15 protein-coding genes, 1 other RNA gene and 1 pseudogene are annotated in these 13456 nt (G+C 66.9%); 8 read left to right on the forward strand and 9 right to left on the reverse strand.

The window, feature by feature from the left end; all coding sequences use genetic code 11:
- Positions 1-40: 40 nt before the first annotated feature.
- The 3 genes from cysD to cobA all read left to right on the forward strand — a co-directional run bounded on the left by cysD (position 41) and on the right by cobA (position 3169).
- Entirely contained in the window at positions 41-1003 is a 963-nt protein-coding gene (cysD, locus tag MBR110_RS05730; protein ID WP_011885742.1) for a sulfate adenylyltransferase subunit CysD, read from the forward strand.
- 22 nt (positions 1004-1025) lie between these two features.
- Positions 1026-2342 carry a sulfate adenylyltransferase subunit 1 gene (locus MBR110_RS05735; RefSeq protein ID WP_175898888.1) on the forward strand — a complete coding sequence of 439 codons (1317 nt, stop codon included), beginning with the start codon at positions 1026-1028 and terminating at the stop codon, positions 2340-2342.
- A 77-nt stretch (positions 2343-2419) separates the two neighbouring features.
- The gene (cobA, locus tag MBR110_RS05740) at positions 2420-3169 is read left to right on the forward strand and encodes a uroporphyrinogen-III C-methyltransferase (protein ID WP_011885740.1); all 750 of its coding nucleotides are present in this window, start codon (positions 2420-2422) and stop codon (positions 3167-3169) included.
- Between the two features lie 79 nt (positions 3170-3248).
- On the opposite strand, the gene MBR110_RS05745 is transcribed toward cobA, so the two are convergent.
- From MBR110_RS05745 to lptF, 3 genes are read right to left on the reverse strand one after another with little or no spacing between them, the layout of a single operon-like run.
- Positions 3249-3632, reverse strand: a complete 384-nt coding sequence (locus MBR110_RS05745; RefSeq protein WP_011885739.1) for a sirohydrochlorin chelatase — start codon at positions 3630-3632, stop codon at positions 3249-3251.
- Between the two features lie 25 nt (positions 3633-3657).
- Positions 3658-4806 carry an LPS export ABC transporter permease LptG gene (gene lptG, locus MBR110_RS05750; RefSeq protein ID WP_011885738.1) on the reverse strand — a complete coding sequence of 383 codons (1149 nt, stop codon included), beginning with the start codon at positions 4804-4806 and terminating at the stop codon, positions 3658-3660.
- A 3-nt stretch (positions 4807-4809) separates the two neighbouring features.
- Positions 4810-5901, reverse strand: a complete 1092-nt coding sequence (lptF, locus tag MBR110_RS05755) for an LPS export ABC transporter permease LptF (protein ID WP_034192615.1) — start codon at positions 5899-5901, stop codon at positions 4810-4812.
- Between the two features lie 122 nt (positions 5902-6023).
- Between lptF and MBR110_RS05760 the strand changes: the two genes are divergently transcribed.
- From MBR110_RS05760 to MBR110_RS05770, 3 genes are read left to right on the forward strand one after another with little or no spacing between them, the layout of a single operon-like run.
- Positions 6024-7535: a leucyl aminopeptidase gene (locus MBR110_RS05760; RefSeq protein ID WP_011885736.1), complete on the forward strand. Its 1512-nt coding sequence runs from the start codon at positions 6024-6026 to the stop codon at positions 7533-7535.
- Positions 7536-7569: 34 nt separating this feature from the next.
- Positions 7570-7986 (forward strand): DNA polymerase III subunit chi, encoded by a 417-nt coding sequence (locus tag MBR110_RS05765; protein ID WP_011885735.1) that lies wholly within the window; start codon positions 7570-7572, stop codon positions 7984-7986.
- Between the two features lie 25 nt (positions 7987-8011).
- Positions 8012-8761 (forward strand): DUF2486 family protein, encoded by a 750-nt coding sequence (locus tag MBR110_RS05770; protein WP_059463186.1) that lies wholly within the window; start codon positions 8012-8014, stop codon positions 8759-8761.
- 145 nt (positions 8762-8906) lie between these two features.
- Here the strand turns inward: MBR110_RS05770 and MBR110_RS05775 are convergent, their stop codons facing one another.
- Positions 8907-9236, reverse strand: a complete 330-nt coding sequence (locus MBR110_RS05775) for a c-type cytochrome (RefSeq protein WP_011885733.1) — start codon at positions 9234-9236, stop codon at positions 8907-8909.
- A gap of 167 nt (positions 9237-9403) precedes the next feature.
- Between MBR110_RS05775 and MBR110_RS32050 the strand changes: the two are divergent.
- Both MBR110_RS32050 and lgt read left to right on the forward strand, forming a co-directional pair.
- A pseudogene (locus MBR110_RS32050) lies at positions 9404-9795 on the forward strand (LysR family transcriptional regulator); the annotation flags it as partial.
- 88 nt (positions 9796-9883) lie between these two features.
- Positions 9884-10774 carry a prolipoprotein diacylglyceryl transferase gene (gene lgt / locus MBR110_RS05780; protein WP_034192612.1) on the forward strand — a complete coding sequence of 297 codons (891 nt, stop codon included), beginning with the start codon at positions 9884-9886 and terminating at the stop codon, positions 10772-10774.
- Positions 10775-10912: 138 nt separating this feature from the next.
- Here lgt and MBR110_RS05785 read toward each other — a convergent pair whose 3' ends face one another.
- From MBR110_RS05785 to MBR110_RS05805, 5 genes are all read right to left on the reverse strand, one after another.
- Positions 10913-11653 carry an SIMPL domain-containing protein gene (locus tag MBR110_RS05785; protein WP_011885732.1) on the reverse strand — a complete coding sequence of 247 codons (741 nt, stop codon included), beginning with the start codon at positions 11651-11653 and terminating at the stop codon, positions 10913-10915.
- 180 nt (positions 11654-11833) lie between these two features.
- Positions 11834-12295 carry an EVE domain-containing protein gene (locus MBR110_RS05790; RefSeq protein ID WP_011885731.1) on the reverse strand — a complete coding sequence of 154 codons (462 nt, stop codon included), beginning with the start codon at positions 12293-12295 and terminating at the stop codon, positions 11834-11836.
- A gap of 70 nt (positions 12296-12365) precedes the next feature.
- Positions 12366-12547: non-coding RNA, 6S RNA (ssrS, locus tag MBR110_RS05795), on the reverse strand.
- A 92-nt stretch (positions 12548-12639) separates the two neighbouring features.
- Entirely contained in the window at positions 12640-12954 is a 315-nt protein-coding gene (locus MBR110_RS05800) for a cell division protein ZapA (protein WP_011885730.1), read from the reverse strand.
- On the reverse strand, positions 12951-13301 hold the full coding sequence (locus tag MBR110_RS05805; RefSeq protein WP_011885729.1) for a hypothetical protein: 351 nt from the start codon (positions 13299-13301) through the stop codon (positions 12951-12953). The genes MBR110_RS05800 and MBR110_RS05805 overlap by 4 nt, the downstream gene beginning before the upstream one ends.
- Positions 13302-13456 lie beyond the last annotated feature (155 nt).

The following is a 13456-nucleotide window of genomic DNA, read 5'->3' on the forward strand; positions in this document are numbered from 1 at the left end:
ACAACGGGCCGCACGAACCCAGAAGAGAAGGACCGAAATCATGAGCACGACGCTCGAGCAATCCGCCTTTGCCCCGCCCGCCGGTGCCGACAACCGCATGGGCCACCTCGACTGGCTCGAAGCCGAGTCGATCCACATCCTGCGCGAACTGGTCGCCGAATGCAGCAAGCCGGCGCTGTTGTTCTCGGGCGGCAAGGATTCGGTCGTCGTGCTGCACCTCGCGCTGAAGGCGTTCGGCCTCGGCGCGAACCGCAAGACGACGCTGCCGTTCCCGCTCGTGCACATCGACACGGGCCACAACTACGAGGAAGTGATCGACTTCCGCGACCGCCGTGCACAACAGCTCGGCGCCGAGCTGGTGGTCGGCCACGTCGAGGATTCGATCAAGCGCGGCACGGTCGTGCTGCGCCGCGAAACCGATTCGCGCAACGCCGCGCAGGCCGTCACGCTGCTCGAGACGATCGAGCAGCACGGCTACACGGCGCTGATCGGCGGCGCGCGCCGCGACGAAGAGAAGGCGCGGGCGAAGGAGCGGATCTTCTCGTTCCGCGACGAATTTGGCCAGTGGGACCCGAAGGCGCAGCGCCCCGAGCTGTGGAGCCTGTACAACGCGCGTCTGCACAAGGGCGAACACCTGCGCGTGTTCCCGATCTCGAACTGGACCGAGCTCGACGTGTGGCAGTACATCGCCCGCGAAAACCTCGAACTGCCGTCGATCTACTACGCGCACCAGCGCGAGATCGTGCGCCGCAACGGGCTGCTCGTGCCGGTCACGCCGCTCACGCCGATGCGTGACGGCGAGACGAGCGAGCTCGCGCAGGTGCGCTTCCGCACGGTCGGCGACATCAGCTGCACGTGCCCGGTCGAGAGCGATGCGGACGACGTCGAGAAGATCATCGCCGAGACGGCCGTGACCGAGATCACCGAACGCGGCGCGACGCGGATGGACGATCAGGCGTCGGAAGCTGCGATGGAGCAGCGCAAGAAGCAAGGCTATTTCTGAAGCACACGAGGACATTCACATCATGAGCATCATCGAGAACACCGAAGACCTCGGCGTGCTGCGTTTCATCACCGCGGGCAGCGTCGACGACGGCAAGAGCACGCTGATCGGCCGCCTGCTTTACGACAGCAAGGCCGTGCTGTCGGACCAGCTGTCCGCGCTGTCGCGCGCGAAGAACAAGCGCACGGTCGGCGACGAGCTCGACCTCGCGCTGCTGACCGACGGGCTCGAGGCCGAGCGCGAGCAGGGCATCACGATCGACGTCGCGTACCGCTATTTCGCGACCGCGAAGCGCAAGTTCATCATCGCCGACACGCCGGGCCACGAGCAGTACACGCGCAACATGGTGACGGGCGCGTCGACCGCACACGCGGCGATCATCCTGGTCGACGCGACGCGCGTGACGATCGAGAACGGCGTCGCGCAGCTGCTGCCGCAGACGAAACGCCACAGCGCGATCGTCAAGCTGCTGGCGCTGCAGCACGTGATCGTCGCGATCAACAAGATGGACCTGGTCGACTACAGCGAAGCGCGCTTCAACGAGATCCGCGACGCGTACGTCGCGCTCGCGCAGCAGCTCGGCCTGACCGACGTGCGCTTCGTGCCGGTGTCGGCGCTCAAGGGCGACAACATCGTCGGCGCGAGCGAGCGCATGCCGTGGTACGCGGGCGAGCCGCTGCTCGACGTGCTCGAATCGCTGCCGGTCGAGACGCAGGCGCATGACGCGCTGCGCTTCCCGGTGCAGTGGGTCGCGCGCCAGGACGGCAGCTCGGCCGACGATTTCCGCGGCTACATGGGCCGGATCGAATCGGGCGAGGTGAAGGTCGGCGACGAGATCGTCGTGCTGCCGTCGAACCGCACCGCGACGATCGCCGAGATCATCGCGCCGGTGCCGGGCGGCACCGCGGCAGTCCCGTACGCGTTCGCGGGCCAGACGGTCACGATCCGCCTCGGCGAAGACGTCGACGTGTCGCGCGGCGACATGTTCGTGACGGCGGCCGAGCCGGTCGTACCGGCGAAGAAGCTCGACGCGGACCTGTGCTGGTTCGACGAGACGCCGCTGTCGCCGCAGCGCAAGTACCTGCTGAAGCAGACCACCAGCACGGTGTTCGCGAAGATCGGCGCGGTCAACGAGGTGCTCGACGTGCATACGCTGTCGCACGCGACCGACCGTCAGGAACTGAAGATGAACGACATCGGCCGCGTCGCACTGACGCTGCAGAAGCCGATCGTCTGCGACACCTACGACGCGCATCCGGGCACGGGCGCGTTCGTGCTGATCGACGAGGCGACGCATCACACGGTCGCCGCCGGCATGATCCGCGCCTTCTCGGCGTAACGGGCACTGCGGGGCACCGCGCGCCGCCTCTGCGGCGGCGCGCGAGCCGCCATGGCACGACTAGCGAAGCGACAAACATGGGCAAGGTGTATCTGATCGGAGCGGGGCCGGGCGCCGCGGACCTCATCACGGTGCGCGGCGCGCGGCTGCTCGAGCAAGCCGACGTCGTGCTGCACGACGCGCTCGTCGAGCCGGCGATGCTCGACTACGCGCCGAACGCGCGCCGCATCGCGGTGGGCAAGCGCTGCGGCCAGCGTTCGACCGCGCAGCACTTCATCAACAAGCAGATCGTCGATGCGGCGCGCGAGCATGCGTGCGTGGTGCGTCTGAAGGGCGGCGACCCGATGCTGTTCGGTCGCGCCGAAGAGGAAATGCGCGCGCTCGAGGCAGCCGGCATCGACTACGAGGTCGTGCCGGGCATCACCGCGGCGCTGGCCGGCGCGGCGACGCTGAAGCGCTCGCTGACGCTGCGCGGCGTGTCGCGCAGCGTCGCGTTCGCGACGCACAGCCGCGCGCCCGGCAGCGACGAGATCCGCGAGGCCGCGCGCGCCGATTCGATCGTCTACTACATGGGGCGCGACAGCGCGCCGGGCATCGCGCAGCAGCTGATCGACGCGGGCCGCGCCCCGGCGACGCCGGTGGCGATCGTCGAGGCATGCAGCACCGCGCGCGAACGCACGCTGACGCTGACGCTCGCGCAGATGGCCGCGGGCGACGCGCAGTCGTGGCTCGATCCGGCCGAACCGAGCCTGCTGATGATCGGCGACGCGTTCGCCGAACGCGCCGCGCGCGCGAACGAGGGTGATGCGTTGCGCAACGCCGCCTGAATCGACCTGGCGTCCGGGCAAAAAAAAGCGCTGGCTTCGATGAAGCCAGCGCTTTTTTGTTTGGATGCCGCCGATTCGGCTACGCGTCGCGGCCGATCTGATCGATGCAGTAGCGCGCGATCGCGTCGAGCACGCCGTCGTCCTCGCCGACGGCCGTCGCGCAGCGGATGTCGAGGTGCGGATGCGCGGCGCGGCACGCGTCGATCAGCTGCGGCAGGTCGCGCCGCACGTGGCCGCCTTGGCCGAAGAACACGGGCACCACGGTGATCCGCGTACATCCCGCCGCGACCTGCGCGGCGACGGCCGCGTCGAGCGACGGCGTCATCAGTTCGAGGAACGCGAGCGACACGTGAGCGGCCGGTTCGCCGGCGCCGCGCAACCGCGCGGCGAGCCGTTCGAACGGCTCGGCCCAGCGCGGATCGCGCGCGCCGTGACCGAACAGGACGATGCCGTGCGAACTCATGTCGTGATCTCCATCGTGGCGGCGCTCAGTGCCGGTCGACCCACTTCAGCGCGAACAGGCCGAGCGCGAGATAGATGAGGCCCGGCGTTGCCGCGGTGAGCGGCGCGGGCCACGTGTTCAGCGTGCCGATGTGCGAGAACAGCGTGTTGAGCAGCTGGAAGCTCATGCCGAGCATGATGCCGCCGAACACCTTCACGCCCACCACGCCGGCGCGCGTATGCAGGTACGCGAACGGCAGCGACAGCACTAGCATCACGAACACCGCGAACGGGTAGAGCAGCTTGCGCCACAACGCGATGTCGTAGCGCTGCGTGTCCTGCTGGTTCTCGCGCAGATGCTGGATGTAGCGGAACAGGTTGATCAGCGACATCCGTTCGGGCGACACGAGCAGCACCGACAGGATCTGCGGCGTCAGATCGGAGCGCAGCCGGTATTCGGGCAGCGACACCTGCTGCGACCGGTACACCGGGTTCAGCGCGTCGGCCGGCTGACCGGCGATCGGCTTGATCGGCGTCAGTTCGGTTTCCGTCACGCCCTTGAGCAGCCAGTGGCCGGGCGGCTCGTAGCGGCCTGTCTGCGCGATCCGAACGTTCTGCAGCTGGAATTTCGAATCGAACTCGTAGATGCGCACGTTGCTGATCGTCGAATCGGGCGACAGGCTGCCGACGTTGACGAAGCGCGTGACCTGCTCGCCGTTCTCGCGCGCCGCGAGCGTGTCCTTCACCCACACGCCCGACTGGAAGTTCGACGACACCGATGCGCCGAGCGCCTGCAATCGCACCCGCTCCGACAGCTGGTCGGCGTACGGGCCGACGAATTCGCCGATCAGATAGGTGATGATCACGAGCGGCACGCCGATCTTCAGCAGCGAGCGCAGCGCCTGGTTGGTCGCGAGGCCCGACACGCGGAAGATCGTGAATTCCGAGCTCGCGGCCATCTGCGCGAACACGTAGATCGCGCTGATCAGTGCGGCGACCGGGATGATCTCGTAGAAGCGCGACGGCGTCTGCAGCGCCACGCGCAGCACCGCGTAGCCGAACTTGTAATTGCCGTGGCCGACCGAGTTCAGTTCGCTGATCAGGTCGAAGAAGAAGAACAGCCCCGAGAACGCGAACAGGATGAAGACGAACGTGACGTAGATCTGTCGCGCGAAATACTTTTCATAGAGCCGCATCGATCATGCTCCCGAGCGGCCGAACAGCGCGCGTGTAAACAGCGGGCGATTGCGCACGCGCAACCAGAAGATCACCGCGACGATCACCGCGACGGCCAGATGCAGCCCGACGAGCCCGACGCCGAACGACATCTTGCCCTGCTCGATCTGCGCCTGCACGACGTTCAGCAGGTTCGAGTAGGTGAGGTAGATCAGCACGGCCATCACGAGGTTGATCGTGCGGCTGCGGCGCGGGTTCTGGTACGACAGCGGAATGCCGAGCACCATCAGGTTGATCGCGATCAGCGGCAGCCCCGCGCGCCATGCGAACTCGGCGAGGTTGTTGCGCGTCGGGTTGCTCAGCAGCTCCGGCGTCGGCGTGCTGTTGGTGGTCGGCACGTTGGTGACCGGCGTGCTCGTGATCTTCACGCCGTAACGCTGGAACTCCATGATCTTGAAGTTCGGCTGGCCCGGCGTGCCGTCGTAGCGGCGGCCGTCCTCCAGCACGACGAAGCGGTCGCCGTCGCGCGTCTCGGTATGGCCCGCGTGCGACACGACGACGTTGACCTTGCCGTTCTCCGTCGACGTGACGAACACGTTCTGGACCTTGCTCTGATCCGGCGACATTTTTTCGATGAAGAACACGCGATGGTTCGACGCCGATTCGCGGAACTGGCCCGGCGCGAGCAGCGAGATTTCGTCGCGCTGCTGGAAGCGCGCCTTGATCATCTTGCTCTGCTGGTTCGACCACGGCCAGCCGACGAACGCGAAGAACGCGATCAGCAGGATGATCGGCGTCGCGAACACGCCGATCGGCTTGATCAGGCGCGTGAGGCTGACGCCCGACGCGAGCCAGACGACCATTTCGGAGTCCCGGTACCACCGGGTCAGCACGAACAGGATCGACACGAACAGCGTGACGACGAGCATCACCGCGAGATAGCCGATCACGGTCAGGCCGATCAGCACGAGCACGTCCCGCGGATCGATTTCGCCGGACGCGGCGTAGCCGACGATGCGGATCATCATCGTCGTGAGCATGATCGTGAGCAGCACCATGAACACGGCGCCAGCCGTATACGCAAGCTCGCGCTGGAGGGAGCGTTCGAAGATCATTCTTGATGAGAAGAGGGCGGGAGGCTGCGCACGCGTGGTGGAGCGCTCGCGCCGCCACGGGAAAAATAGCGGATAATTGCGGCTTTCATCCTTAGCCCAGATTTTATCCGAGGACAAGCGCGATGGACTTTAGCATAAAAGGCTGTGATTGGAGCAAAGGCGAGGCCAAGGGGTTCCTGACCGGGAAGTCCGATTGCATCGTACTCGGCATCTTCGAGGCGCAAACTCTTTCGGGCGCGGCGCTCGACATCGACACGGCCACCAAGGGGCTGATCTCGCGCGTGGTGAAGGCCGGCGACATGGACGGCAAGCGCGGCAAGACGCTGTTCCTGCCGGAGGTCTCGGGGATCGGCGCATCGCGCGTGCTGCTGGTCGGTCTCGGCAAGCAGGATGCTTTCAATCAGAAAGCCTATAACGATGCGGCCACCGCCGCGTGGCGCGCGCTGCTGGCGACCAAGGTCGGGCAGGTCACGTTCACGCTCGCGCAGCTGCCGGTCGACGAGCGCGGCTCCGACTGGGGCGTGCGCGCCGCGATTCTCGCGCTGCGCAACGAAACGTACCGCTTCACGCAGATGAAGAGCAAGCCGGAGCCGGCGTCGCACGCGCTCAAGCGCGTCGTGTTCAGCGTCGATCCGTCCGACGAAAAGGCGGCGAAGCTCGCGGCGAAGCAGGCCGTCGCGCTGGCCAACGGGATGGACCTCACGCGCGATCTGGGCAATCTGCCGGGCAACGTGTGCACGCCGACCTATCTCGGCAACACCGCGAAGAAGCTCGCGAAGGATTGGGGCCTGAAGGCCGAGGTGCTCGGGCTCAAGCAGATCCAGGCGCTGAAGATGGGCTCGTTCCTGTCGGTCGCGCGCGCATCCGTCGAGCCGCCGCAGTTCATCGTGCTGCACTACCAGGGCGCCGCGGCGAAGGCCGCGCCGGTCGTGCTGGTGGGCAAGGGCATCACGTTCGACACCGGCGGCATCTCGCTGAAGCCGGGCGAAGGCATGGACGAGATGAAGTACGACATGTGCGGCGCCGGTTCGGTGCTCGGCACGATGCGTGCGGTCGCCGAAATGGGCCTGAAGATCAACGTCGTCGCGATCGTGCCGACCTGCGAGAACATGCCGGGCGGCAACGCGACGAAGCCGGGCGACATCGTCACGAGCATGAAGGGCCTGACGATCGAAGTGCTGAACACCGACGCCGAAGGCCGTCTGATCCTGTGCGACGCGCTCACCTATGCGGAGCGCTTCAAGCCGGCCGCGGTGATCGACGTGGCGACCCTCACGGGCGCGTGCGTGATCGCGCTCGGCGGCCACAACAGCGGCCTGTTCTCGAAGGACGATGCGCTCGCGGGCGAACTGCTCGACGCATCGCGCGAAGCGAACGATGCGGCGTGGCGCATGCCGCTCGACGACGAATACCAGGATCAGCTGAAGTCGAATTTCGCCGATATCGCGAACATCGGCGGCCGGCCGGCCGGCGCCGTGACGGCGGCGTGCTTCCTGTCGCGCTTCACCGAAAGCTACCCGTGGGCGCACCTGGACATCGCCGGCACCGCATGGAAGAGCGGCGCGGCGAAGGGCGCGACGGGCCGTCCGGTGCCGTTGCTCGCGCAATTCCTGATCGACCGCGCCGGGCAGTGATGGCCGGTCACACGACGATGCGGGCGAGCGGGCAATGACGCGAATCGATTTCCATTCAAACGTCGGCGATTCGCTCGCGTATGCATGCCGGCTGCTGCGCAAGGCCTATCAGGCCGGGCAGCCGGTCGTCGTGCTCGCCGAAGCCGCGCGCCTGCGCGCGCTCGACGAGCGGTTGTGGACCTTTTCGCCGCTCGACTTCATCCCGCACTGCAGCGTGGACAGCCCGCACGCGGCCGCCACGCCGATTCTGCTCACCGCCGATCTCGACCAGGCGCCGCATCATCAGGTGCTGCTGAACCTCGGCGCGACGGTGCCCGCGCAGTTCGCGCGCTTCGAGCGCCTGCTCGAAGTGGTCGGCAACGCGCCCGACGAGCTGGCTGCGGGCCGCGACCGCTACCGCTTCTACCGCGATCGCGGATACGCGCTGAACAATTACAAGCAGGGCAGCTAGCCGAAACCGGCGACGGAGCGTTCCCGTGACACAAGCCGAACCATTCTCGATCCCGACGCTGACCGACGTGCTGGTGCCCGGCAAGCCGGTGCCGGCCGCGCCGTCAGTGGGCGACGCACGATCGCGCGACGATGCCGACATTCCGGTGCTGAACGACATGATTGCGCGCGGCCGAACGGCAGCGTTCGACGCGCTCGATCACGACACGGTGGGCACCGAGGCGGTGATCGTCGAGCCGGTGCCGACGCCGTATCTGCCGACCGTCGAGCTGCCCGGCGACAGCGATGCGCCGGCGCAACCGGCCGCGGCCGGGCACGTGGTGGCCGAGGAAGCGGCCGCCACGCCGGCGCCGCTGCGCTCGGTCCTGGCGGACGATGCGCCGTCGCAGCCCGAGCTCGCCGCGGCGCCGCTCGACGACGCGACACTGCCGCAGGCACTCGTGCCGGCTGCGGCCGCTGCCGCGGCGCTCGCGGATCGACCGGCCGACGCGTCGCCGCCGCCGCTGGGCGCGCCCGCCGCCGCGGCGGCGCTGACGCCCGAGGACGCGCAGCATATCGCCGAGCGTTTGCGCAACCGGCTCACGAACTATTTGACCGGTGCCGGGCGCGACGCGATCGAGGCGCGCTGTCGCGACGCGCTGCACGACCACACGGCCTGGCTGGTCGGCCAGATCACGCGCGAAGTCGCGCTTGCGTTGGAAACCGAAGTGATGGAATGGGTGCGTGACGCGGTCGACGAAGAGATCGATCGTCGCCGCGCCGGTCATTCGGGCTGAGAGGCCGGCACGCGGCGTGTGTAGTCGTTTCGGGTAACGCGCTGCGCGGCTAGGATGACGCGCGCGGCCTGCTGCGCGGCGGCGTGCCGGAGCGGCCCGCGTCGCACGACGCCGCCGCGCGCGCCGGGTTGTGCCCGGAATTGCGTTAACGCAGCGACAGCACCCATTGCGCGAGCGTGTGCGCTTCGGCGCTCGTGAGCTGCGTATTGGCGGGCATCGGCACGCCGCTCCACACACCGACGCTGCCCTTCACGATCGACTGCGCGAGGTAGTCGGCCGCATCGGCGCGCGCCGCGTACTTGCCGGCGATGTCGCGGAATGACGGACCCATCAGTGGCTTGTTGACCGCGTGGCACGCCATGCAGTTCTTGCGTTGCGCGAGTGCGAGCCCGTCGCCGGCCGGCTCGGCGTGCGCCGCCGCTGCGCCGGCCGCCAACAGCGCCGCGAGCAGCGCGGCGGATATCGTCTGTTTCATGCAGTCCTCCGCCGGCGCGAACGGCCGGCTTCACGGTCCGCGCATTATAAGAGCAAAGGGAACGCGCGTTTTGCGCGTTTCCCGAGTCGGGGCGCGCTACGCGGTCGCAGGTGCGGTGCGCTGTATCGTGACGGTAGTCGCGCTGCGGTATGGCGGGCGCGGTGGCCGTGATGGCGAGGTCGGTGGGCGCGGCGCCTGCCGCTGACGCTGATGAAGCCGAAGCCGAAGGGCCAGTGCGCTCGACCGACCTCGCCGCGTCGCGACGCGTGATCTCCCGGCTTCGTTTGGCACCCGGCTTTTATGACATCATTACGGCCTGCTACGGTGCAGCCGGGCAAACCCGCCGATCGACCCGCAGGCGATTCAGATGCAGACGATCGTCAGCCTCGTGTCGGCCGGCCTGGATGTCGCACGGATGCCGCAGTCGCTGCGTAACCTGCGGCGCACCGGCGTGCTCGACGCGCCGGTCGTCGACGCGCGGCTCGTGTGGTGCACCGGTGACGTCGGCGCGGTGCTCGCCCGCTTCGTCGACGTCGCGCGTGCACGGAGTCGCCGCGCGATGCGAACGATGGCGCGCCGGCGCCGTCCAACGCGCGGTGCGTGCCCTGTGCGAGCCGTACCGCATTCGAAAACTTCATCGCGAACTCATGATCATTCACCCGAATTTCGACCCCGTAGCGATCCATCTCGGCCCGCTGGCCGTGCGCTGGTACGGCCTCATGTATCTCGTCGGCTTCATCGCGGCGATCGTCGTCGGCCGGGTCCGCCTGAAGCTGCCGCACGTCGCGGCGCAGGGCTGGACCGCGAAGGACATCGACGACATGATGTTCTACGGCGTGCTCGGCACCGTGCTCGGCGGCCGGCTCGGCTACGTGCTGTTCTACAAGGCCGACTTCTACCTGTCGCACCCGCTCGACATATTCAAGGTATGGGAAGGCGGGATGTCGTTTCACGGCGGCTTTCTCGGCGTGACGCTCGCGATGATCCTGTTCGCATGGCAGCGCAAGCGGCACTGGCTGCAAGTGACCGACTTCGTCGCGCCGATGGTGCCGACCGGGCTTGCGGCCGGGCGGCTCGGCAACTTCATCAACGGCGAGCTGTGGGGCCGCGTGACCGATCCGAGCGCGCCGTGGGCGATGCTGTTCCCGGGCGCGATGCGCGACGACGCCGCATGGCTGCCGAAGCACCCGGCGCTCGTCGAGAAGTGGCATCTCGCCGACGTGTTCATGCAGTACCAGATGCTGCCGCGCCATCCTTCGCAGCTCTATGAAATCGCGCTCGAAGGCGTCGTGCTGTTCTTCGTGCTGTTCTTCTTCTCGCGCAAGCCGCGGCCGATGGGCGCGGTGTCGGCGCTGTTCCTGATCGGTTACGGCCTCGCGCGCTTCACCGTCGAGTTCGCCCGCGAGCCCGACGATTTCCTCGGCCTGCTCGCGCTCGGCCTGTCGATGGGGCAATGGCTGTCGCTGCCGATGATCGTCGCCGGCATCGCGATGCTGGTGTGGGCGTATCGTCGCCGTGGAGCGAATGCGGCTGCGTGACATGCGTGACGCGCGACGCCACGCCGACGGGCTCGCCACACGTGCTCGTCGCATGCAGATGCTCGAACGAAAAACGCCGGCCCGAGGGCCGGCGTTTTCGCATCTGCGCGGCGTTGCGCGCCGCGCGTTGCTTCGTGCTTACTTCATCTGCACCGAGCCGTTGACCGTGACCGACACGGTGGCCTTGCCGCCTTCGACGGAAATCGGTGCGCTCATCTTCGCGTTGTCCATCGGCGCCGCGGCCATCGCCATCATGCGCGGATACGGCTGCACGTTGCGGCTGCCGCCGACGTTCACGTCGCGGATCGAGTAGCTGCTGTAGCCGAACGCCTTCGCGGCTTCGTCCGCGCGTGTGCGGAACGACTTGATCGCTTCGGTCGTCAGCTTCTGCTCGGCCGCGCGCTGCGCTTCGGGCGACAGCGAGAATTCGACGTTCGCGATCTGCATCTGGTTCGACAGCTGGCCCGCGAGCTTCGACGCGGCCGCGAAGTCGCGCGACTCGAGCACGACTTCCGTGCGGCCGCGCCATGCGGAAATCTTGCCGTCGCGATCGGTGCTCGGATAGACGGAGAACGCACCGGTATGCGCGGTGACGCCCGACACGCCCTTCGCCTGCGCGAGCGCGGCGTCGGCGCGCTGGTTCAGCGTAGCCGTCAGGCTACCGGCGTCCTTGGCCTGCTGTTCGTAGAACAGCGTGATATGAATGATGTCTTGCGGCACGTCGGCGCTCGCCTGCGACGACAGCGACAGCACGCCGGCCGGCTCCGGAAAATGCGGGTTGGCGGTTTGTGCGTGCGCGGCCGGCGACGCGAGCGTCAGCGCGACGGGCACGGCGGCGGCGAGCGCGAGCGACAGCGCGAGAGCGGATTTCTTGGTCATTGTTGGACTCCTTGTGCGAGAGCGCGCATGCGGATCGCGCGTGCGCGACGCGGGCGTACCGCGCGACGAAAAAACGGCCGTCGGCCCGTTCGGGCGACGGCCGTTGCTTAGGCTGCGCAAGCGCGCCGCGAGTTCCTCGACGGCCGCGCGTTCTGACCGGATTTGACCTTCGATGCGCGACTACTTCATCAGCCTTTCGGTGATGAAGCGCCATTCGGCGCGCGTGACCGGCGTGATCGACAGCCGGTTGCCGCGCGCGAGCACGCGCATGTCGGCGAGCTCGTCGTGTTCGCGCAGCGCGGCGAGCGGCACGAGCGCCGACTTCTTCACGAAGCGCACGTCGACGAGCAACCAGCGCGGCGTTTCGTGCGTCGACTTCGGGTCGTAATACGGGCTCTTCGGATCGAACTGGGTCGGGTCGGGGTAGGGCGCCGATGCAACTTCGGCGAGGCCCGCGATGCCCGGTTCGGGGCAACTCGAGTGATAGAACAGCACGCCGTCGCCGATCTTCATCGTGTCGCGCATGAAGTTGCGCGCCTGATAGTTGCGCACGCCGGTCCATGGCAGCGAGCGCTGCGGTGCGTGTGCGAGATCGTCGATGCTTGCTTCGTCCGGTTCGGACTTCATCAGCCAGTATTGCATGGATCGTGATCGACGCAGAAAGGGCTGTTGCAAAAGGAAACGGCATCGGGACAAGCCCGATGCCGTTGAATAGGCCCCCGCCTTGGCCGCTAGGCCGGCATCCTGAACCTGGGGTTCAGAATTGGTCGCAGTTAGCAGCACATCGGGTACATCAGACAGAGTGACGCGCGCGCCCGTGCTACAAATTTCCGCAACCGTGCACATGGCATTGGTTCAAGGAATATATGACCTTGGCGAACCAGGCAGGGAAGCTGACTAAACTGTGTTTCGTTGCGCCAATTTGAACACCGTTGATCGCCGAGATCAAGGGGAATCGACACAACAATCAAACGTTACTGCGCTTGTTACTGCGTCTCGTGCTGTGCGAGCACAGCGCCGAGCTGTTCGTTCATCTGGTGCATTGTACGACGGATTTCCTCGGCCGGAAATGCTTCACCGTGCCGCACGCTCGTTTGCAGCCGCAGCAATTCGGACGCGAGCGACAGCGCGGCCATCACCGCGATGCGATCGGTGCCGCGCACCGAGCTGTTCGCGCGGATCTTCGACATTTCGGCATCGACGCGCGCGACGGCCTCGAGCAGTGCCGCTTCGGTCTCGGCCGAACAGGCGAGCCGATACGGCTGACCGAGAATCGAGACTTCGATCTGCTTGGTGCTCATGCATGTTCTCCGTGGCTGGCCGCGTCGTCGCTATCGGGGCGCGCCTGCCCGTCCAGCAGGTCGAGCTGGTTGTCGGCTTGCTCCACGCTCTTCGTGCGCGGCAGCTTCTCGAGGATCGCGTTCAGTTTGACCTGGGCGTCGTCGATCTTTGCCGACAGCGTGTCGCGCTCGGCCGCAAGCGCATTGCGTTCTTCGCGCAGCTGCGCGAGTTCCGCACGGACCGTGTCCGCGTCCGCGCGCAATTGCGTGACCTGCTCCTCGAGCGCGAGCCGTTCCGAGTGATAGCGCTTGTTCAGCGAAATCAGACGGCCAATATTTTGAGATAAGGTTTCGAGTTCGTTGAGCATCTGCTGCGTCCTCTAAAGACCCAGCATTTTAGCGCGGAATACCCCGCTTTCCGACATCTGTAACGTTTCCAGTCGTAACACCCCGGCTTCTTGCCGCGAATATGCGCATCCGACGCATGCGCCGCGTGCGTGCCGACGCTTTCTTGACGCTCGCG

Origin of the sequence: Burkholderia sp. MBR-1, assembly GCF_013822785.1 — a bacterium.
In the GTDB taxonomy this organism is placed as follows: domain Bacteria; phylum Pseudomonadota; class Gammaproteobacteria; order Burkholderiales; family Burkholderiaceae; genus Burkholderia; species Burkholderia vietnamiensis.

Excerpts from the sequence above, each read along its gene's own strand:
- MBR110_RS05775 (WP_011885733.1), bottom strand. The coding sequence starts at position 9,236 with ATGAAACAGACGATATCCGCCGCGCTGCTCGCGGCGCTGTTGGCGGCC.
- MBR110_RS05790 (WP_011885731.1), bottom strand. The coding sequence starts at position 12,295 with ATGCAATACTGGCTGATGAAGTCCGAACCGGACGAAGCAAGCATCGAC.
- MBR110_RS05760 (WP_011885736.1), top strand. The coding sequence starts at position 6,024 with ATGGACTTTAGCATAAAAGGCTGTGATTGGAGCAAAGGCGAGGCCAAG.
- cysD (WP_011885742.1), top strand. The coding sequence starts at position 41 with ATGAGCACGACGCTCGAGCAATCCGCCTTTGCCCCGCCCGCCGGTGCC.
- MBR110_RS05735 (WP_175898888.1), top strand. The coding sequence starts at position 1,026 with ATGAGCATCATCGAGAACACCGAAGACCTCGGCGTGCTGCGTTTCATC.
- MBR110_RS05805 (WP_011885729.1), bottom strand. The coding sequence starts at position 13,301 with ATGCTCAACGAACTCGAAACCTTATCTCAAAATATTGGCCGTCTGATT.
- MBR110_RS05745 (WP_011885739.1), bottom strand. The coding sequence starts at position 3,632 with ATGAGTTCGCACGGCATCGTCCTGTTCGGTCACGGCGCGCGCGATCCG.
- MBR110_RS05785 (WP_011885732.1), bottom strand. The coding sequence starts at position 11,653 with ATGACCAAGAAATCCGCTCTCGCGCTGTCGCTCGCGCTCGCCGCCGCC.
- MBR110_RS05800 (WP_011885730.1), bottom strand. The coding sequence starts at position 12,954 with ATGAGCACCAAGCAGATCGAAGTCTCGATTCTCGGTCAGCCGTATCGG.
- MBR110_RS05765 (WP_011885735.1), top strand. The coding sequence starts at position 7,570 with ATGACGCGAATCGATTTCCATTCAAACGTCGGCGATTCGCTCGCGTAT.
- cobA (WP_011885740.1), top strand. The coding sequence starts at position 2,420 with ATGGGCAAGGTGTATCTGATCGGAGCGGGGCCGGGCGCCGCGGACCTC.
- lgt (WP_034192612.1), top strand. The coding sequence starts at position 9,884 with ATGATCATTCACCCGAATTTCGACCCCGTAGCGATCCATCTCGGCCCG.
- lptF (WP_034192615.1), bottom strand. The coding sequence starts at position 5,901 with ATGATCTTCGAACGCTCCCTCCAGCGCGAGCTTGCGTATACGGCTGGC.
- lptG (WP_011885738.1), bottom strand. The coding sequence starts at position 4,806 with ATGCGGCTCTATGAAAAGTATTTCGCGCGACAGATCTACGTCACGTTC.